We start from the raw sequence: 19,169 nt of genomic DNA, 5'->3' as shown, positions 1-19,169 counted from the left end.
CGATCCTTTCGCGAATTGAAGTGACAATAGGAATTCAGGCCTGCTTCCGCCACAGCCAGACGGTGCAATAGACGGTCATCACGACAATAAAGGTGATCATTGTCTCCGGCTCCGGCAGGAAACCGCCGCGCCATCCCAGCCACCAGCAGGGTGCGATGAGGAGGTAGGCGTAGATTGCAGCGATCGCGCCGTCCGCATTGGCCTTCGCCTCATGTTCGTCGATATTGCGGAGCCAGATCCAGCTGAGGAGCGGGACGCAGGCCACCCAGGCGAAGATCCCGAAGGCTGCGGCTGCCGGTGGCACCGGACTGTTGGTGAAGAGCGCGAATGGATCGCTCGACACGGTGGAGAGTGCCAGCACCAGCCCGATCACGCCGCCGACTGCGCCGCTGATCAGGATCACCTGGTTGCTCTTGCGCACACGCGGCGCGACCAGTTCCATGGGGCGGCCTGCGTAGAGCTTCCAGCCGAGCCATGCCGCGCCTCCGCCCAGCGCCACGCCAGCGGCGATCAGGCCGAAAGTGCGCGGCCGGATGCCGTGCTCGATACCTGCTGCCGTGACGCCTGCGATATAGGCCAGCGCGAAGATCGCGACGAGCGAGCACAGCACGATGAGCGTGTAGCGCTGCCATGCGGGCATTCCGGCCGGCCCCTCTTCCAGAGGTCCATCGGCACGGAGGCTTTCATTCGCATTGGTCATCGAAAATCTCCTCGATGGACATGTTGAACAGGCGGGCGATGCGGAAGGCGAGCGGCAGGGAAGGGTCGTGCTTGCCCGTCTCGATCGCGTTCACGGCCTGGCGCGAGACGTCGAGCTGCATGGCCAGCTCCGCCTGGCTCCAGTTGCGCTCAGCGCGCAGGACCTTGAGGCGGTTTTTCATGACTGCGCGCCCCGAAAGTAAGCGACGGTGTAGCCGACATAGAACGTCAGCATCGCCACCATCGCCAGGAGTGGGCCATCGCTGAAATGGCCGAAGATCCCGCTGACCTCGCGCTGGCTCTCGCCCCCATCGGTTATCGCGCGGCCAAGCGAATAGGAGACGTCGTACAATTCGGCGATGAACATGCCGAAGAGGTACACGCACAGGAAGGTTGCGGCGAAGCGATGGCCGGAGGCGCATAGCTGGTTGAAATAGTCGTCATTACGACGATGGAAGACGGAGTTGAGGTAGCCGCCAATCGCAAGACCGAACGCGATCGACACGGCAATGTTCTCAATTTCCAGGAGGCGCGCACCGATCGTGACAATGGTCCCTGCAAATCCGGCCCAGACCAGGCTGTAAGCGCGGGAGCGGTCTTCTTCCGTCGGCGTGTTCGGTTCGTATGCCATCTCTTGATATCCCACCGGGCTAGCTGCCCTTTTTGCGTCATGCGATCCTGACCATATGTCAGGTATGCCTGACTATATGTCGTGATTCGCTGACCATGTCAATATAACCTGACACGAAGTCAGGTTGTAGTGACACCAATTGCAGGTGATGGAAGCACGATGTGCTGATGCGCGGCATTGACGCTCCAAGCGCCTTACGCCATGGCGCGCACCATAATTTCACGGGAAAAGCATGACACGCGAGCCGCAAAAGAGCTTCCAGGACATGATCCTCGCCCTCCACGATTTCTGGAGTGCGCAGGGCTGTCTGATCCTGCAACCCTATGACATGCGCATGGGGGCGGGCACGTTCCACACCGCCACCACCCTGCGCGCGCTGGGTCCGGAGCCGTGGAACGCCGCTTTCGTTCAGCCCTGCCGCCGCCCGACCGACGGCCGCTATGGCGAGAACCCCAATCGGCTCCAGCATTACTACCAGTACCAGGTGATCCTGAAGCCCAGCCCGCCGGACATCCAGGACCTCTATTTGAAGAGCCTTGAGGTGATCGGTGTGGATCCGCTCAAGCACGATATTCGCTTCGTGGAGGATGACTGGGAATCGCCCACGCTGGGCGCATGGGGCCTTGGCTGGGAAGTCTGGTGCGACGGGATGGAGGTGACCCAGTTCACCTATTTCCAGCAGATGGGCGGCTTCGACTGCAAGCCGGTCGCGGGTGAACTGACTTACGGCCTCGAACGCCTCGCCATGTATATCCAGGGCGTCGACAATGTGTACGACCTCAATTTCAACGGGGGCACGTCCTCAAGTAGCGAAGCGGTAGGACGCGAAAGGCGCGTATCCTATGGCGACGTCTTCCTCGAGAACGAGAAGCAGATGTCGAAGTGGAACTTCGAAGTCGCCGATACCGATGCGCTGTTCGACCTGTTCAACAAGGCCGAAGCCGAATGCCAGCGCTCGCTGGAAGCCGAAGTGCCCATCGCCGCCTATGAGCAGGCGGTGGAAGCCAGCCACATCTTCAACCTGCTGCAGGCACGCGGCGTGATTTCCGTGCAGGAACGCGCCAGCTACATGGCCCGCGTCCGCGACCTCGCACGCGGATCGTGCGAGGCGCATATGGCGAAGGAAGCGCCCGTCTGGGCCGAGAAATATCCGGAGTGGTCGGCATGAGCGACTTCCATTCGCCGTTCGTCATTCCCGCGCAGGCGGGAATCCAGCTTCCGACCCTGGTGGCTCCGCTCTGGATCCCCGCCTGCGCGGGGATGACGGGGGAGGTGTCGCATGTCTGATTTCCTCCTCGAACTTCGCTCCGAAGAAATCCCCGCCCGCATGCAGAAAGGCGCGCGCGAGGAGCTGGAGAAGCTCTTCCGCCGCGAGATGGAGGCGGCTGGGGTCGCCGTTGGCGAGCTCACCGTCTGGTCCACCCCGCGCCGCCTTGCGCTGATCGCGCGCGATTTGCCGGAAGCGACAGAGCCGGTCTCCGAAGAAGCCAAGGGCCCGCCGGTGGGTGCACCCGACCAGGCGCTCGACGGTTTCTGCCGCAAGAACGGCGTGACGCGCGACGATTTGGAAGTGCGCGACGTGAAGGGCCGCGAGACCTATTTCGCGGTCAAGAACATCCCCGGCCGCGCGACCAGGGACCTGCTGGCCGAGGCGATCCCCGCGATCATCCGCGATTTCAGCTGGCCCAAGTCGATGCGCTGGGGCGCGGACTCTGTCACCACCGAGAGCCTGCGCTGGGTGCGTCCGCTCTCCGGAATTGTCGCGCTGCTGGGTGACGATGTGGTCGAATGCGAGGTGCATGGCGTCACCTCCGGCGCAGTGACGCTCGGCCATCGGTTCCACCATTCGGGCGACATCACCATCGGCAATGCGGACGATTATGCGGTCAAGCTGCGCGCCGCCCATGTGATCGTCGACCATGAGGAACGGCAGGACACGATCCGCGCCAAGGCTGCCGAAGCCGCGACTGCTGCCGGCCTCAAGCTGGTCGAGGACGAAGGGCTGGTCATCGAGAATGCCGGCCTTACCGAATGGCCCGTGCCGCTGCTCGGCCGGTTCGACGAGGACTTCCTCGGCGTTCCGCCTGAAGTGATCCAGCTCACCGCGCGCGTGAACCAGAAGTATTTCGTCTGCGAAAAGCCCGATGGCTCGCTAGCCGACGCCTTCGTCTGCACCGCCAATATCGAGGCGGTGGACCCCGCCGTGGTGGTGGACGGCAACCGCAAGGTCCTCGCCGCGCGCCTGTCCGATGCGCGCTTCTTCTGGGACGTCGACCGCAAGACCAAGTTGTCCGACCATGCGACGAAGCTGGAGCGGATTACCTTCCACGAGAAGCTGGGCACCGTGGCCGACAAGGTGGAGCGCGTGGCGAAGCTGGCGCGCTGGCTGGTCGAAGAGAAAATCGTCACCCCCGCGCAGGCGGGGGTCCAGGGGGGATCGGACGACCAGGCCGCACTGGATTCCCGCCTGCGCGGGAATGACGAGGAAGTCGCGAAGCTCGCCGACCAGGCCGAACAGGCCGCGCGGTTGTGCAAGGCAGACCTCGTCACCGAGATGGTCGGCGAATTTCCCGAACTGCAGGGCCTGATGGGCGGCTATTATGCCCGCGCCGAGGGCCTCCCCGATGCCGTCGCCAACGCGATCCGCGATCACTACAAGCCTGTGGGGCAGGGCGACGACGTGCCGACCGCGCCGGTGACGGTGGCGGTGTCGCTGGCGGACAAGTTGGATACGTTGGTCGGGTTTTTCATTATTGGCGAACATCCAACTGGGTCGAAGGATCCCTTTGCGCTTAGGCGAGCCATGTTGGGTATTCTGCGTACGATTATTGAAAACGAGATGCGCTTCGGCATTTCCGAGCCTTTCCAGATTGCGATGGCTATCCAGATCCAGAATGTCGCTTGGCAAGAAGCAATCCCGTTCGAAGAGGACTTCTGGGCAATTCAATCACGAGACTTTGCAGAAAGGATTCGCCCGAGCCTCGCTGAAGCTGCGGTCGCGGCGAAGGATGCGAAGCAGCGGGAGTTAATCGAAGCGGGTCTATTGAATGCGAAGAAGCTCGACAGTTTCCTTGGCGACCGCCTCAAGGTCCAGCAACGCGAAGCAGGCGTCCGCCACGACCTGATCGACGCGGTCTTCGCGCTTGGCGGGGAGGATGATCTCGTCCGCCTGCTCGCCCGCGTTCACGCGCTGCAGGCCTTCGTCGAAACCGAGGACGGCGAAAACCTCCTCGCCGGGTACAAGCGCGCCGCCAATATCCTCAAGAAGGAGGAGTGGCTGGGCTTCGAAGGCGAAATTGCGCAGACTGGCGAGGAAGACCCGCTGGCCGAGGTTGACGATCCGCTGCTGAAGGATGTCGTCGCCGAGAAGATGGCGATGCGCCACAAGCACGAGCTTCCCTATACGCCCGAACCTGCCGAAAAGGCGCTGATCGATGCTCTCGCCGAAGCGCAGCCGCGTGCGGCAGAAGCGATTGCGCAAGAGGACTTTGCCGCCGCCATGTCCGCGCTCGCCAGCCTGCGCGCGCCGATCGATGCCTTTTTCGACGAGGTGACGGTGAACGACGAGGACGCGGCCAAGCGTGGACATCGCCTGGACCTGCTTGCGCAGTTCCGTGTTGCGGTGCACAATGTGGCGGACTTCTCGAAAATCGAGGGCTGAAAGCAGGTTTCAAATGGGAAAGTGTCACCCGGCACTTTCTCAAGGGAAACATTCGACATTCCGGCCCATTGATCGCAGGGAAGCCAGAGTGACTCGCTGTCACATCTGTCACCTTCGTGGATAAAAATAGCTGGGATGAAGATGAGCAAATCGGTCTATACATTCGGCGGCCTTCGACAGGCTCAGGCCGAGCGGGGGGAAAGCGATCCGCGCGCCAAGGACAAGACCATCACCGGGGGCAAAGGCGCGAACCTTGCCGAAATGGCGGAGATCGGCCTGCCGGTCCCTCCCGGCTTCACCATCACCACCGAGGAATGCGTCAGCTATTTGCAGCATGGCGCGGACTTTTCCGACGAGCTGCGCGCCGAAGTCGCTTCTGCGCTGGCGCATATCGAGACGGCGGTGGGCAAGAAGTTCGGCGATGCGAGCGATCCGCTGCTCGTCTCGGTCCGTTCGGGCGCGCGTGTTTCCATGCCGGGCATGATGGACACGGTCCTCAATCTCGGCCTCAATGACAAGACGGTGGAAGGCCTTGCCGCCACGTCGGGCGACATGCGTTTCGCCTGGGACAGCTATCGCCGCTTCATTCAGATGTATTCGGACGTTGTGCTCGGCCTCGATCACGGATTGTTCGAGGAGGCGCTGGAGATCGCCAAGGAAGACCGCGGCTATTTCGCCGATACGGAAATGAACGCGGCCGACTGGCAGGAACTGGTCGCCGAATTCAAGGTCATCGCGGAAGGTGAGCTGGGCCACCCGTTCCCTCAGGATGTGAACGAGCAGCTGTGGGGCGCGATCCGCGCCGTGTTCGACAGCTGGGATGCCGATCGCGCCAAGGTCTATCGCCGCCTCAACAACATCCCCGGCGACTGGGGTACGGCGGTGAATGTGCAGGCCATGGTCTTCGGCAATATGGGCGAGACCAGTGCCACCGGCGTCGCTTTCACCCGCGACCCGGCCACCGGCGAATCGCATTATTACGGCGAATGGCTGGTCAATGCGCAGGGTGAGGATGTGGTCGCCGGCATCCGCACGCCGCAATATCTGACCAAGCGCGGCCGCGAGGCGGCGCGGGCCGAATTGCCGAGCATGGAAGAGGCGATGCCCGAAGCCTATGCCGAGCTCGCCCGCGTGTTCGACCTGCTCGAAAAGCATTACAAGGACATGCAGGATATCGAGTTCACCGTGCAGCAGGGCAAGCTGTGGATGCTGCAGACCCGTTCGGGCAAGCGCACCGCCAAGGCCGCGCTGAAGATGGCGGTGGACATGGTGGGCGAGGGGCTGATCGACGAAGTGACGGCGATCAAGCGCGTCGATCCCATGGCGCTCGACCAGCTGCTGCATCCCACGCTCGATCCCGATGCGCCGCGCGATGTGCTGACCAGCGCGCTGCCCGCATCGCCGGGTGCCGCGAACGGCAAGATCGCGCTCGATTCGGACCTGGCGGAGCGCTGGGCGAATGAGGGCGACAAGGTGATCCTCGTCCGCGTGGAGACTTCGCCCGAGGACATTCACGGCATGCATGCAGCCAAGGGCATCCTCACCGCACGCGGCGGTATGACCAGCCACGCGGCGGTGGTCGCGCGCGGCATGGGGCGGCCTTGCGTTTCGGGTGCCTCGGCTGTCTCGATCGATATGGGTGCGCGCACGCTGCGCATTGGTTCGCGCGAGATGAAGGAAGGCGACGTCATCACGCTCGACGGTGCGAGCGGCGAGGTGATGGCCGGCGAAGTGCCGATGATCGAGCCGGAGCTCGCGGGCGATTTCGGCGTGCTGATGGAATGGGCGGACAAGTACCGCCGCATGCGCGTGCGCACCAATGCGGAAACGCCCGCCGATTGCCGCATGGCGCGCCAGTTCGGGGCGGAGGGTATTGGGCTGTGCCGTACCGAGCACATGTTCTTCGATGCCGACCGCATCCTGGCCGTGCGCGAGATGATCCTCGCCGATGACGAGGCCGGTCGGCGCAAGGCGCTGGCCAAGCTGCTGCCCGAACAGCGCAGCGATTTCGTGGAAATCTTCCAGGCGATGGCGGGGCTTCCCTGCACTATCCGCCTGCTCGATCCGCCGCTGCATGAGTTCCTGCCGCATCGCGACGAGGAATTCGCCGAGCTGGCCGATGCGGTGGGCGTGGGTGTCGACCACCTGAAGCGCCGCGCGGGCGAGTTGCACGAATTCAACCCGATGCTGGGCCATCGTGGCTGCCGCCTCGGCATTACCTTCCCCGAAATCTACGAGATGCAGGCGCGCGCGATCTTCGAGGCGGCTTGCGAGGTGACATCGCAGGGCGGCGATCCGGTAGTGCCCGAAGTGATGATCCCGCTGGTCGCCACGCGCAAGGAGCTGGAGATCCTGCGCGCGTTGGTCGACCGCGTGGCGGCGGAAGTCTTTGCCGAGAAGGGTGCGACGCTCGACTATATGGTCGGCACGATGATCGAGCTGCCGCGCGCCGCGTTGATGGCGGGTGAGATCGCGCATGAGGCGAAGTTCTTCTCCTTCGGCACCAACGACCTGACGCAGACCGCGCTGGGCGTGTCGCGCGACGATGCCGGGCGCTTCCTTGCGCCTTATGTCGACAAGGGCATCTATGAACGCGATCCCTTCGTCAGCCTCGATGTCGACGGCGTGGGCCAGCTGGTCAGCCTCGCAGCGGAGCGGGGGCGGGAGACGCTTCCCGACCTCAAGCTCGGCATTTGCGGCGAGCATGGCGGCGATCCCGCCAGCATCCAGTTCTGCGAGGAAGTGGGCCTCGATTACGTCAGCGCCTCGCCCTATCGCGTGCCGATCGCGCGGCTTGCGGCGGCACAGGCAGCTCTCGCAGACTAGAAGCGCGGCTTGGGGCGGCGGCCGGTCAGGGTGACGATCTCGAAGCTTTCGGTCACCCGGCCATCGCTGTCCGCCTCGGCCGCGAAGGCGTCCCGCGCCCGTTGCCATCCTGCGTTTCCGAGTGCCGGGGCGATGGAGGCGAGGGCGGAACCGAGACCCTGTGCCCTGAGGTCTTCCACCAGCCTTTCAAGCGAGCCGTAACGCACCGACAGACTGTGCGAATCGACCACCGGGTCGGCCCATCCGGCGCGCTGGAGCAATTGCGCCCCGGCACGTACGTCGACCATCGGATGCACTCGCGCTGCGGGCTTGTCACCATCGGCGGCAAGCATGATCCGGCGCAAAGCCGAAAGGCTCGATCCGCCGACGAAGCTGGCGATAGCAAGTCCACCGGGCGCCAGCGCCTCGCGGATATGCACCAGCGCGCCGGGCAGGTCGTTCACCGTGTCGAGCAGGCCGAGGCAGGCGATGAAGTCGAAGCCGGAAACGGGGTAGGGCGCGGCGAGGTTGATCGCCATTCGCGCACCATCCGCGACCATATCGGCCTCGACCACTTCGCCACCCAATTCCTCCGCCAGCGTTCCGGTCCAGTCGCCGATCACCAGCGATCGCTCTGGCGCGTGGCGGACGAAGGAGAGGCGGTCGCGCACGTCCTCGATCATGTCCTCCAGCACGAAGCGCGGCGCGTCCTCGCCGTGCCGCTGCGCCTGCAACATGCGCTGGCGCAGCGCCTTGCGGCGAGAGGCGGCAAAGATGACGGGAGGGGCACTGGCCATGGCGTGCGCCATGCCCTGCCATTCTCCGCTGTGCAACAAGGCCTTGCCTCCGCGCCGCTCCACGGGCAGCGTTGGCGGCAATGCTGAAACAGGCGCTCGCCCCCGTCATCGACCTTGTCTACCCGCCGCGCTGCCCGGTCTGCGGGGACGCGATCGGCGAGCATGGCGCGCTCTGCCTCGCCTGCTGGAACGACCTTGTCATCCCGGGCGATCCGAGTTGCGCGACCTGCCAACGCCCGCTCGGCAATGAGGAGCTGACGCCGGAGGCCGTCTGCGCCGCCTGCATGACCGATCCGCCGAAGCATGACGGGATCAGCGCAGGCACGCTCTACAACGATGCGTCGCGCAAACTGGTGCTCGCCTTCAAGCACGGCAATCGCATCGCGCTCTCGAAGCTACTCGGCCGCTTGATGCTGGCGCGCCTGCCGCTGCTGGAAGGCGAGTGGCTGGTGATGCCCGTCCCGCTGCATCGCCGTCGCCTGTGGCAGCGCGGCTATAACCAGTCGGCCCTGCTGGCGGGTGAGATCGCCAAGGCGCGCGGTCATGAATTGCTGGTCGATGGGCTGGTGCGCAGCAAGCCCACACCGTCGCTCGGTGGCCTTGGGCGCGGGGAGCGGGCGAAGGTCCTCTCCGGCGCGATCGCCGCCAATCCGCGCCATGCGGAGCGGATCAAGGGCGCGCAAATCCTGCTGGTGGACGATGTCATGACAAGCGGCGCGACCAGCGATGCCTGCCTCAAGGCTCTGCGCAAGGCCGGCGCAGCGCGCGTGCGCATCGCCTGTTTCGCGCGTGTGCTGGACGAAGCGCTCTGATTCTCAAGATGTGAAAAGCAAAACGCCCGGGGCGTCCCCACCCCGGGCGTTCGCGTGACGATCTCGCTGGAATGACGTTTCACCCCCCAGTGGAAGCGACATTCCAAACCCTCATGAACGGCCTGCCTGTGGCAGTGCCAGCTCCTCCCATTTCCTTGGCCCAATCTTTCGACGGTCCCGAAATGACAGGCGGCCCGTCAAGCCGCGGTGCCATTCATTCCATTGAAAGGTTGCCGAACAAACAGCCTCGCGAAGTTTGCCCTGATTTTGCACATTCGCTGTGGTGATCCTGCAACAAGCCGCTATGGCCCGCAGGCGTAAATCGGCAATTGCAGAGAAGGTGGCGGGTCATGAGCGACAGTGCGGAGCGGGAGACGGGCGGCAGCTTCATGCCGAAATTCGATTCGCAGGGCCTGCTCGCCGCCATCGTCCAGCATGCCGAAACGGGCGAGGTGCTGATGTTCGCCTTCATGAACGATGTCGCGCTGGAACAGACGCGCGCGACCGGCAAGGCGCATTTCTGGTCGCGCAGCCGCGGCAAGCAATGGATGAAGGGGGAGACGAGCGGCAACACGCTCGCCGTGCAGCAGATCCTCGTCGATTGCGACCAGGATGCGCTGGTGCTGAAAGTGCTCCCCGCCGGCCCTGCCTGCCACACCGGACAGCGCAGTTGCTTCTATCGCCAGCTTGATGAAAACGGCCTTTCCCCCATTCCAACGGACGCCTGAGACATGACCGATTACAGCCCGCCCGCCCGCGACGTGACCTTCATCCTGAAGGACTTGCTGCGCCTCGATGAACGCAGCGATCCCGCCAATTACGACATGGTGGATGAGGATCTGATCGAGACCATTGCGCATGAGGCGGGCCGCTTCTGCACCCGCGTGGTCGCCCCGCTCAACCGCGTGTCGGACCAGCAGGGCTGCACCCGCCATGACGATGGATCGGTGACCACGCCCGACGGGTTTCGCGAAGCCTATCAGGCCTGGTGCGAGGCGGGCTGGGGCACGCTGGCGCAGCCGGAGGAATTCGGCGGGCAGGGCATGCCGCATGCGCTGTTCACGGTGATCGAGGAATATCTCAACTCCTCCTGCGCGGGCTTCATGATGTATCCGGGCATCATGTCCGGCGCGGTGGCGACGGTGATGTCCTCCGCCACGGAGGAGCTGAAGCAGCAGTACTTACCGAAGATGGTCGCGGGCGAATGGCTGGCGACCATGGCGCTGACCGAAGGGCATGCGGGCACCGATCTCGGCCTGATGAAGACCGCGGCGGTGAAGCAGAAGGATGGCAGCTATGCGATCAGCGGCGAGAAGATCTTCATCTCCGGCGGCGACCATGACCTGACGGACAACATCGTGCACCTCGTCCTCGCGCGCGTGCCCGATGCGCCTGTCGGTTCGCGCGGCATCTCGCTGTTCCTGGTCCCGAAAATCCTCCCCGATAGCGGCGAGAAGAACGGCGTTTCTGTCGGTTCGATCGAGCACAAGATGGGCCTGCATGGCAGCGCCACTTGCGTGCTCAATTTCGACGAGGCGAAGGGCTGGCTGCTGGGTGAGGAGAATGCCGGTCTCGGCGCCATGTTCATCATGATGAATGCCGCGCGCCTTGCCGTGGGCGTGCAGGGCCTCGCCCATGCGGAACACTCCTACCAGAAGGCGGCGGCCTATGCGTCGGATCGCAAGCAGGGGCGCGGCATGGGTGCGCGGCCCGATCCCTCACAGGCGGCGGACCCGCTGCTGGTGCATCCCGACGTGCGCCGCATGCTGATGGATGCGCGCGCCTTTATCGAAGGCTTCCGCGCGCTGGTTATGTGGACCGCGGTGCAGATCGACGTCTCGCATGGAAGCGAGGATGCCGAGACGCGCAAGCGTGCCGATGCGCTGGTCTCCTTCCTCACCCCCGTCATCAAGGCTTTCGGCAGCGATCGCGGGTTCGAGACTGCGGTGAACATGCAGCAGGTTTTCGGCGGGCATGGCTATGTGACCGAATGGGGCATGGAGCAGATCGTGCGCGATGCGCGTATCGCGATGATCTATGAAGGCGCGAACGGTGTGCAGGCGCTCGACCTGGCAGGCCGCAAGACCGCGAAGGATGGCGGCGCGGTGGCGCAGGCCTTTTTCCAAATGATCGCGGGCGAGTGTGAGGCGGCGGATGGGTCGCTAGCCTTCATCGCCGATCCGCTCGGCAAGGCGATCCACCATGGCGAGGCGGCGGCCAAGGCGATCGTCGAACAGGCGGCGAGCGACCCGAATGATATGGCGGGCGGCGCCTATGCCTTCATGCAGCTGGTCGGCACGCTGGCGGTGGGCTGGATGTGGCTGCGGTTGTCCAAGGTCGCGAAGGAAAAGCGCGATGCGGGCGAGGGCGATGCCGCTTTCCTCGAAGCGAAGCTGGCGACCGCGCGCTTCTATGCCGAGCAGCAATTGCCGCTCTGCACGGCGCTGCGCCACCGGGTGAAGGCGGGTGCGGGCGCGATGATGGCGCTCGATACCGAGCAGTTGCTCGCGCGCTAGGCGCTTTCCAGCACCTCGTCGAAGAGCGAATACATCGCGGCCCAGCTCTGCCGGTCGGCGCTGGCATCATAGCCTGTGGCCGGGTTCTCGGTCGGTGCGGGGTTGGTGAAGCCGTGCTTCACGCCGGAGTATGAGTGGAAGTGCCAGTCGGCCCCGGCGCGGTCCATCTCCTCCCAGAACTTCGCCACCTGCTCGCGCGGAACCATCGGGTCGGCATCGCCATGCAGCACGAGGATGCGGCTGCGCACTGCTCCCGGTTCGGCGGGCATGTCCGTATTGAGCAGGCCATGGAAGCTGACCGCGGCGACCAGCGGCGCACCTTCGCGGGCGAGTTCGAGCACGGCCTGTCCGCCCATGCAGAAACCGATCGCGGCCAGCGGCAGGCCCGCCGCCTCTTCCAGCGTGGCGAGCGCCTTCAGCGAAGCACGCAGGCGTTGGCGATAAAGCTCCGCCGTCTGGCGAATTGCCATCGCGAATTCCCGCGACTGGTCGAAGCTCTCCGGTGTCTTACCGTAGAAGTCCGCGACCATGGCGAGGTAGCCTTGCGCGGCAAGGTCCTGCGCCTTGTCGAGCACGGACTGCGTTGGGTTCATGATCGTCGGGAACACCAGCACGGCGGCGCGCGGCGTGCCTGCGGGGCGCGTCAGCAGGCCGGTCAGCGTGGTGTCGCCATCTTTGTATGATACTTCGGTGAAACCGGCCATCGCGCCTACTCGGTCGGCAGGAAGTCCGGCACCGACAGGTAACGCTCGCCGGTATCGTAGTTGAAGCCGAGCACGCGGGTGCCCGCGGGAAGCTCCGCCAGCTTGGCGGCAATCGCGGCCAATGTCGCGCCGGAGGAGATGCCGACCAGCAGCCCTTCCTCGGCCGCGCAGCGGCGCGCCATTTCCTTGGCGTGCTCCGGATCGACCTGGATCGCGCCGTCGATCGACTGGGTGTGGAGGTTGCCCGGAATGAAGCCCGCGCCGATGCCCTGGATCGGGTGCGGGCCGGGCTGGCCACCGGAAATCACGGGCGAAAGCGTAGGCTCCACCGCAAAGGCCTTCATCTCCGGCCAGCTTTCCTTGAGCACCTCCGCGCAGCCGGTCAGGTGGCCGCCGGTGCCTACGCCGGTGATCAGGACGGCAGGTGGCGCATCCTTGAAATCGGCCAGGATTTCCTGCGCGGTGGTGCGCGCATGGACGGCGACATTGGCCGGGTTCTCGAACTGCTGCGGCATCCAGGCGCCATCGATCGATTCGACCAGCTCGGCCGCGCGTTCGAGCGCGCCCTTCATGCCCTTTTCCTTCGGCGTCAGGTCGAAGCTGGCCCCATAGGCGAGCATCAGGCGGCGGCGTTCGATACTCATGCTTTCGGGCATGACGAGGACCAGCTTGTAGCCCTTGACCGCCGCCACCATGGCGAGGCCGATGCCGGTATTGCCGCTGGTCGGTTCCACGATCGTGCCGCCGGGCTTCAGCGCGCCGGACTTCTCCGCATCCTCGACCATGGCGAGCGCGATGCGGTCCTTGATCGATCCGCCGGGATTGCTCCGCTCGCTCTTCACCCACACCTCATGGTCGGGGAACAGCTTGGCGAGGCGGATGTGCGGCGTATTGCCGATCGATTGCAGGACATTGTCGAACTTCATGTCAGGCTCCCTCGGATTCTCTCTTCTCGTCGTCTTTTAGCAGATGATCGGGCGGATCGAAGGTCTTGGTTGTCCTGAGAACGGGAAAGACCTGCGACCAGGCAGCCACCGTCACCACTGCGCCGATGCCGCCCGCCACCACGGCCACCACCGGGCCGAGGAGGTAGGCGAGGCTGCCGGAGAAGAAATCGCCGAATTCATTGCTCGCCGAAATCGTCATCTGGCTGACCGAGGAAACACGGCCGCGCTTGTCGTCCGGCGTGTGCAGCTGGATTAGCGACTGGCGGATATAGACGCTGAACATGTCCGCGCAGCCGACGATGAACAGCATGGCAAGGCTCAGCGGCATCCAGGTCGAGAGGCCGAAAATCACCGTCGCCACGCCGAAGATCGCCACGGCCCACAGCATCTTGGGGCCGACATTGGTCTTCAACGGATTGAAGGAGAACCACAGCGCCGTCAGCGCCGCGCCGATGGCAGGGGCCATGGCCAGCTGCGAGAGGCCGGTGGAGCCAACCTGCAAGATGTCGCGCGCATAGACGGGGAAGAGCGCGGTCGCCCCGGCGAGGAAGACGGCGAAGAGGTCCAGCGTGATCGAGCCCAGCACCATCTTGTTCTGCCAGACATAGACCAGCCCCTCCTTCATCTGGCCGATCGGGTCCTTGGCCCCGTTGATCGGCGAGCGGGGGACCTTGCCGACAAAGCCCAGCGCGACGATCGAAATGGCGAAGAGGCCGGAGGATACGGCGTAGGGAAGGTAGGGCAGGATATCGTAGAAATAGCCGCCCACCGCCGGTCCCACGATCATCCCCGCCTGCCAGGCGATGGAGGACAGCGCGATGGCGTTGGGCAGGATCGCTGCGGGCACGAGGTTGGGCGCCAGCGCACCAAGGGCAGGCCCCGAGAAAGCGCGCGCAATGCCGAGCACCACAGCGACGCCGTACATGGCGGGAAGGGTAATCGAATCGCTCCAGGTCAGCCATCCCAGCACCGCCGCGCAGGCTAGCTGCAGCAGCGTGGTCGCCTGCGCCAGCTTGCGGCGATTAAGCCGGTCGGCAGCAAGGCCCGAAAAGGGCGTGAGGAAGAAGAGCGGGGCGAATTGCAGCAGGCCGATGATGGCCAGCTGGCCCGAAGCGCCGCCCACGCTCATCCCGCCATCGCGGGCGATATTATAGGTCTGCCATCCGATGATCAGCAGCATCGCATATTGCGCCAGCGTAGCGCAGAGCCGCGCGACCCAGAAGGCGCGGAAATTGGCGATGCTGAAGGGTGACTTGGGCGTATTCACCCGCGCGCCATGACAGCGCGGGGTCGCTTTGCCAAGAAATCAGTTGTTGGTGGCCGCAAAGCCGAACCGAGCTTCCTCAGCCGCGGCGGCGAAGGGCCGGGTTCGGCTGCAATTCGCGGATCATGCTCATGAAATCGTCCACACGGATGATGCGCTCGAACTGGAAGCCGGCACGATCCTCTGTGGTCCAGATGCAATATGCCTCGATCCGGCCGACGACGGGCAAGCGGATGATCAGGCGATCGCCACGCGCCACGGCAGGGCTTTCATCGCCCATGAAGCCATGGGCGGAAATATTGCAGATATGGAGTTTCAGGTCGCCCGAAACGCGATGTTCGGCGATCACAGGGTAGTCCACCGGGTGGCGCGTCGAGCGCCGCATATCGGTGACGGAAAGCTGTGCTCCGTTACCCATGTTTCGCGATCCTCCGTTATCGATTGTCGGACAACCCAGATCGCAGGAAATGCTGGATAAAGGGTAAAGAGCCTTATCCCATTCGCAGGATTGCGTGTTTTTTCTTCCCGAGGCTGAGTTTGCGCTCGCTTCCGGCTTCGACCAGAATCAGCACTCCGGGATCGGTGACGGTCTCGCCGTCGATCTTCACCGCACCTTCGGCAATCTTGCGCTTCGCCTCGCCGTTCGAGGCGGTGAAACCGAGTGCCGTGCAGGCTGCGCCGGCGCGAATCCCCTCGGACGGAACCTCCAGCACGGGCAGGTCCGCACCCAGGCCGTCGCCGGCGAAAGTTTGCGCTGCGGTGGCTTCGGCGGTCTTCGCTGCTTCCCTGCCGCGCACCAGCTTGGTTACCTCGTTGGCGAGGATGGTCTTCGCGGCGTTGATTTCCGCGCCTTCGAGCTTCTCGAGTCGCGCGATTTCATCCAGCGGCAGGTCGGTGAAAAGCTTGAGGAAGCGGCCCACGTCCCGGTCATCCGTGTTGCGCCAGTACTGCCAGAAATCATAGGCGGGCAGCTGCGCCTCGTTCAGCCACACCGCGCCGGCAGCGGTCTTGCCCATCTTGGCGCCGTCAGCCGTGGTCAGCAGGGGGGTGGTGAGGCCGAAGACTTCCTTGCCGTCCATCCGGCGCGTCAGCTCGATCCCGTTGACGATATTGCCCCATTGATCGGACCCGCCCATCTGCAACCGGCAGCCCATGCGCTGCGACAGCTCGCGGAAGTCATAAGCCTGCAATATCATGTAGTTGAATTCGAGGAAGGTAAGCGGTTGTTCACGTTCAAGCCGCAATTTGACCGAATCGAAAGTGAGCATGCGGTTGATGGTGAAATGCGGACCGACATCGCGCAGGAGGTCGATATAACCGAGCTCGGACAGCCAATCGTCATTATTGACCATCACGGCGTCGGTGGGACCGTCGCCAAAGCTGAGCAGTTTTTCGAAGACGGTGCGGATCGAGGCGATGTTGTCGTCGATCACTTGCGGAGTGAGCATCTTGCGGCTCTCATCCTTGCCCGAAGGATCGCCCACCTTGGTCGTGCCGCCGCCCATCAGCGCGATCGGCTTGTGCCCGGTCTGCTGCATCCGGCGCAGCATCATGATCTGCACCAGGCTGCCGACATGCAGGCTTGGCGCGGTGGCATCGAAGCCGATATAGCCCGGGACAATCTCCTTCGCGGCCAACGCGTCCAGCGCGCCGGCATCGGTAACCTGGTGGATATACCCCCGCTCGCTGAGCAGGTTGAGAAGATCGGAACTGAATTCGCTCATGACATACTCGTTCTATAGGCGGGCGGGCGCGTAGCACGTGGGGAGCGACATGCAAACGTATCAGCTGCAGGCCCATCCGGCTTTTCCGCCGCTGCAGGTCTCTTCGGTGGAGGTTAAGTGGGGAATCGTGGGGTCCTGGCTGCAATTGCGCTGGCGCGTGGATGGGGCGGGGCAGGTCGTCTTGCCGCATTTTGCGGGCCGTTCCCGGGGAGATCGCCTGTGGAATACGACTTGCTGCGAAGTGTTTGTGCAGCCGATGCACAGTGCGCGATATGTCGAATATAACTTCAGCCCATCGGAGGCGTGGGCCGCCTACAACTTCACCGGCTGGCGCGAGGGGATGGCTGATCGCAGTATGAGTCACGACCCGGTGATTACGCCGCGCAAGGGCCGCAACCTGTTCATCCTCGATGTTGCCGTGCCGCTGGCGGACTTGCCGGAAATGCCCGCCGGGCTCTCGCTGACTGCGGTTGTGGAGGAGGAAACCGGCCGCAAGTCCTATTGGGCGCTGACGCATGGCTCTCCCGACAAGCCTGATTTCCACGATCCGGCTTGCTTTGCCGCAACGCTTGCTGCACCCGAAGTGCCATGAAATTCGGGATAGACCGCCTGCTGGCGGAACGGGAATTGCAGGCGGAACTGGAAGGCCGGCGCGTGGCGCTGGTGGCGCATCCGGCTTCGGTGACCGCTGACCTGACCCATTCGCTCGATGCGCTGGTAGCGGCGGGGATCAACGTCACCTCAGCCTTCGGCCCGCAGCACGGGCTGAAGGGCGACAAGCAGGACAATATGGTGGAGACGCCGGACGAGGTGGATCCGCAATACGGCATCCCCGTCTTCTCGCTCTATGGCGAAGTGAGGCGGCCGACCGGACAGATGATGTCGTCCGCCGACGTCTTCCTGTTCGACCTGCAGGATCTCGGCTGCCGCATCTACACCTTCGTCACCACGCTACTCTATCTGCTGGAAGAAGCGGCGAAGCACGGCAAGAGCGTGTGGGTGCTCGACCGGCCCAATCCCGCCGGCCGCCCGGTGGAAGGCACTTTGCTGGTGCCGGGGCATGAAAGCTTCGTCGGCGCGGCACCCATGCCGATGCGCCACGGGCTTACCATGGGCGAGATGGGCCAGTGGTTCATCCGCCATTGTGGGCTCGACGTCGATTACCGCGTGGTCACCATGCATGACTGGCTGCCCGAGGCTGGGCCCAAGTCTCATATGGGCGGCTTCGGCTGGCCGGAGGACCGCATCTGGATCAACCCGAGCCCCAATGCCGCCAGCCTCAACATGGCGCGCGCCTATGCCGGGACGGTGATGATCGAAGGCGCGACACTGAGCGAGGGGAGGGGCACCACTCGCCCGCTCGAAGTTCTGTTCGGCGCGCCCGATGTGGACGCCAAGGCCGTGCATGCCGAGATGCAGCGCCTCGCGCCTGAATGGCTGGCCGGTTGCGCCTTGCGCGATTGCTGGTTCGAGCCAACCTTCCACAAGCACCAGGGCAAGCTTTGCAATGCGCTGATGATCCATGCCGAAGGATCGTTCTACGATCACGAAGCCTTCCGCCCGTGGCGGCTGCAGGCGCTGGCCTTCAAGGCGATCCGCTCGCTCTGGCCCGATTATCCGATCTGGCGCGGCAAGGATTTCAAATACGAATATACCGAGGACGTGCTCGCCATCGATGTGATCAATGGCGGCCCGGCCTTGCGCGAATGGGTGGACGATCCGGCTGGAGAAGCCGGGGATCTGGAAAGCATCGCCGCGATTGACGAAGCGCAATGGCGCCGAGACGTGGCGGACATACTGCTTTACTGAGACAAACCGGGCATCACAGGGAGAGACAATGCTCAAATATTACAGCTTCGGCCCCGGTGCCAACTCGCTGAAACCCATGCTGGCACTCTATGAAAAGGAGCTGGAATTCGAGCACAAGCTGCTCAATCCTGCCAAGTTCGAGCATCACGCCGAGTGGTACAAGAAGGTCAATCCGCGCGGGCAGGTCCCGGCGCTCGACGATAATGGCCGAATCGTCACCGAAAGCACGGTGATCTGCGAATATCTCGAAGATGCGCACCCGACCGAGGTGAAGCTGCGCCCCGCCGATCCCTTTGACGTGGCGCAGATGCGCATCTGGACCAAGTGGGTGGACGAATATTTCTGCTGGTGCGTCTCCACCATCGGCTGGCACAACCATGTCAGCAAGATGGTGAAGGGCCTTTCGGACGAGGAATTCGAGGAGATGGTCACCCGCGTGCCGATCCCCGAACAGCAGGTGAAATGGCGCCGTGCGCGCGAGGGTTTCCCGCAGGACCTGCTCGACGAGGAAATGCGCAAGATCGGCGTGTCGGTGCGCAAGCTGGACGATCACCTGGCCGACAATGAGTGGCTGGCTGGCGGCGTCTATTCGCTGGCCGATATCTGCAATTTCTCCATCGCCAACGGGATGCAGTTCGGCTTCAGCGACCTGGTGAACAAGGAAGACACGCCGCACTTGCTGCGCTGGATAGAGCAGATCAGCGAACGGCCCAATGTGCAGCGGGTGTTCGCCAACGTTCCGCGCGAGTTCTAGGACTCGTCACGGAAGCTTTCCGTCTTAATACGCAGTTTACCCTAAA

Annotated in this window: 19 protein-coding genes; 10 read left to right on the top strand and 9 right to left on the bottom strand. The window is 63.9% G+C overall.

The window, feature by feature from the left end:
* Positions 1-34 precede the first annotated feature (34 nt).
* The 3 genes from E5222_RS07380 to E5222_RS07370 are packed head-to-tail and all read right to left on the bottom strand — an operon-like array spanning position 35 to position 1,330.
* Positions 35-700, bottom strand: a complete 666-nt coding sequence (locus E5222_RS07380) for a hypothetical protein (RefSeq protein WP_136693131.1) — start codon at positions 698-700, stop codon at positions 35-37.
* Entirely contained in the window at positions 684-881 is a 198-nt protein-coding gene (locus E5222_RS07375; RefSeq protein WP_136693130.1) for a helix-turn-helix transcriptional regulator, read from the bottom strand. The genes E5222_RS07380 and E5222_RS07375 overlap by 17 nt, the downstream gene beginning before the upstream one ends.
* On the bottom strand, positions 878-1,330 hold the full coding sequence (locus tag E5222_RS07370; protein ID WP_136693129.1) for an MFSD14 family MFS transporter: 453 nt from the start codon (positions 1,328-1,330) through the stop codon (positions 878-880). Before E5222_RS07370 ends, E5222_RS07375 begins: the two co-directional genes overlap by 4 nt.
* A 232-nt stretch (positions 1,331-1,562) precedes the next feature.
* Here E5222_RS07370 and E5222_RS07365 point away from each other — a divergent pair, with 232 nt between their 5' ends.
* From E5222_RS07365 to ppdK, 4 genes are all read left to right on the top strand, one after another.
* On the top strand, positions 1,563-2,498 hold the full coding sequence (locus E5222_RS07365) for a glycine--tRNA ligase subunit alpha (protein ID WP_136693128.1): 936 nt from the start codon (positions 1,563-1,565) through the stop codon (positions 2,496-2,498).
* Positions 2,495-2,617: a hypothetical protein gene (locus E5222_RS16825; RefSeq protein WP_281276747.1), complete on the top strand. Its 123-nt coding sequence runs from the start codon at positions 2,495-2,497 to the stop codon at positions 2,615-2,617. The genes E5222_RS07365 and E5222_RS16825 overlap by 4 nt, the downstream gene beginning before the upstream one ends.
* The gene (gene glyS / locus E5222_RS07360; protein WP_136693127.1) at positions 2,610-4,991 is read left to right on the top strand and encodes a glycine--tRNA ligase subunit beta; all 2,382 of its coding nucleotides are present in this window, start codon (positions 2,610-2,612) and stop codon (positions 4,989-4,991) included. Before E5222_RS16825 ends, glyS begins: the two co-directional genes overlap by 8 nt.
* Before the next feature lie 141 nt (positions 4,992-5,132).
* Entirely contained in the window at positions 5,133-7,817 is a 2,685-nt protein-coding gene (gene ppdK / locus E5222_RS07355; protein ID WP_136693126.1) for a pyruvate, phosphate dikinase, read from the top strand.
* Here ppdK and E5222_RS07350 read toward each other — a convergent pair.
* Complete coding sequence (locus E5222_RS07350; RefSeq protein ID WP_136693125.1) at positions 7,814-8,593, bottom strand: methyltransferase domain-containing protein; 780 nt, start codon at positions 8,591-8,593, stop codon at positions 7,814-7,816. The two genes, ppdK and E5222_RS07350, sit on opposite strands and share 4 nt — an antisense overlap.
* An 80-nt stretch (positions 8,594-8,673) precedes the next feature.
* Here E5222_RS07350 and E5222_RS07345 point away from each other — a divergent pair, with 80 nt between their 5' ends.
* From E5222_RS07345 to E5222_RS07335, 3 genes are all read left to right on the top strand, one after another.
* Positions 8,674-9,405, top strand: a complete 732-nt coding sequence (locus tag E5222_RS07345; RefSeq protein ID WP_136693124.1) for a ComF family protein — start codon at positions 8,674-8,676, stop codon at positions 9,403-9,405.
* 350 nt (positions 9,406-9,755) lie between these two features.
* Entirely contained in the window at positions 9,756-10,133 is a 378-nt protein-coding gene (gene hisI, locus E5222_RS07340) for a phosphoribosyl-AMP cyclohydrolase (RefSeq protein WP_136693123.1), read from the top strand.
* A 3-nt stretch (positions 10,134-10,136) separates the two neighbouring features.
* The gene (locus E5222_RS07335) at positions 10,137-11,921 is read left to right on the top strand and encodes an acyl-CoA dehydrogenase C-terminal domain-containing protein (protein ID WP_136693122.1); all 1,785 of its coding nucleotides are present in this window, start codon (positions 10,137-10,139) and stop codon (positions 11,919-11,921) included.
* On the opposite strand, the gene E5222_RS07330 is transcribed toward E5222_RS07335, so the two are convergent.
* The 5 genes from E5222_RS07330 to tyrS form a co-directional block, all read right to left on the bottom strand.
* Positions 11,918-12,625 (bottom strand): dienelactone hydrolase family protein, encoded by a 708-nt coding sequence (locus tag E5222_RS07330; protein WP_136693121.1) that lies wholly within the window; start codon positions 12,623-12,625, stop codon positions 11,918-11,920. The genes E5222_RS07335 and E5222_RS07330 overlap by 4 nt on opposite strands.
* 5 nt (positions 12,626-12,630) lie before the next feature.
* The gene (cysK, locus tag E5222_RS07325) at positions 12,631-13,551 is read right to left on the bottom strand and encodes a cysteine synthase A (protein ID WP_136693120.1); all 921 of its coding nucleotides are present in this window, start codon (positions 13,549-13,551) and stop codon (positions 12,631-12,633) included.
* A gap of 1 nt (position 13,552) precedes the next feature.
* A complete protein-coding gene (locus E5222_RS07320; RefSeq protein ID WP_136693119.1) occupies positions 13,553-14,839 on the bottom strand; it encodes an MFS transporter in 1,287 nt (428 codons plus the stop codon).
* Between the two features lie 76 nt (positions 14,840-14,915).
* On the bottom strand, positions 14,916-15,254 hold the full coding sequence (locus E5222_RS07315; protein WP_136693118.1) for a PilZ domain-containing protein: 339 nt from the start codon (positions 15,252-15,254) through the stop codon (positions 14,916-14,918).
* Positions 15,255-15,327: 73 nt separating this feature from the next.
* Positions 15,328-16,560, bottom strand: coding sequence for a tyrosine--tRNA ligase (gene tyrS / locus E5222_RS07310; protein WP_136693117.1), 1,233 nt, complete (start codon positions 16,558-16,560; stop codon positions 15,328-15,330).
* Positions 16,561-16,816: 256 nt separating this feature from the next.
* On the opposite strand from tyrS, the gene E5222_RS16875 reads away from it, so the two are divergent.
* The 3 genes from E5222_RS16875 to E5222_RS07295 are packed head-to-tail and all read left to right on the top strand — an operon-like array spanning position 16,817 to position 19,123.
* Entirely contained in the window at positions 16,817-17,152 is a 336-nt protein-coding gene (locus E5222_RS16875; protein ID WP_342773171.1) for a DOMON domain-containing protein, read from the top strand.
* Positions 17,149-18,369 (top strand): exo-beta-N-acetylmuramidase NamZ family protein, encoded by a 1,221-nt coding sequence (locus E5222_RS07300; RefSeq protein WP_136693115.1) that lies wholly within the window; start codon positions 17,149-17,151, stop codon positions 18,367-18,369. Before E5222_RS16875 ends, E5222_RS07300 begins: the two co-directional genes overlap by 4 nt.
* Before the next feature lie 28 nt (positions 18,370-18,397).
* Positions 18,398-19,123 carry a glutathione S-transferase family protein gene (locus E5222_RS07295; protein WP_136693114.1) on the top strand — a complete coding sequence of 242 codons (726 nt, stop codon included), beginning with the start codon at positions 18,398-18,400 and terminating at the stop codon, positions 19,121-19,123.
* The last annotated feature ends 46 nt before the right edge of the window (positions 19,124-19,169 follow it).

Origin of the sequence: Alteraurantiacibacter aquimixticola, assembly GCF_004965515.1 — a bacterium.
Taxonomy (GTDB): Bacteria; Pseudomonadota; Alphaproteobacteria; order Sphingomonadales; family Sphingomonadaceae; genus Alteraurantiacibacter; species Alteraurantiacibacter aquimixticola.
The sequence above is the reverse complement of the archived record's forward strand: the minus strand, read 5'-3'. Positions and strand labels throughout refer to the sequence as shown.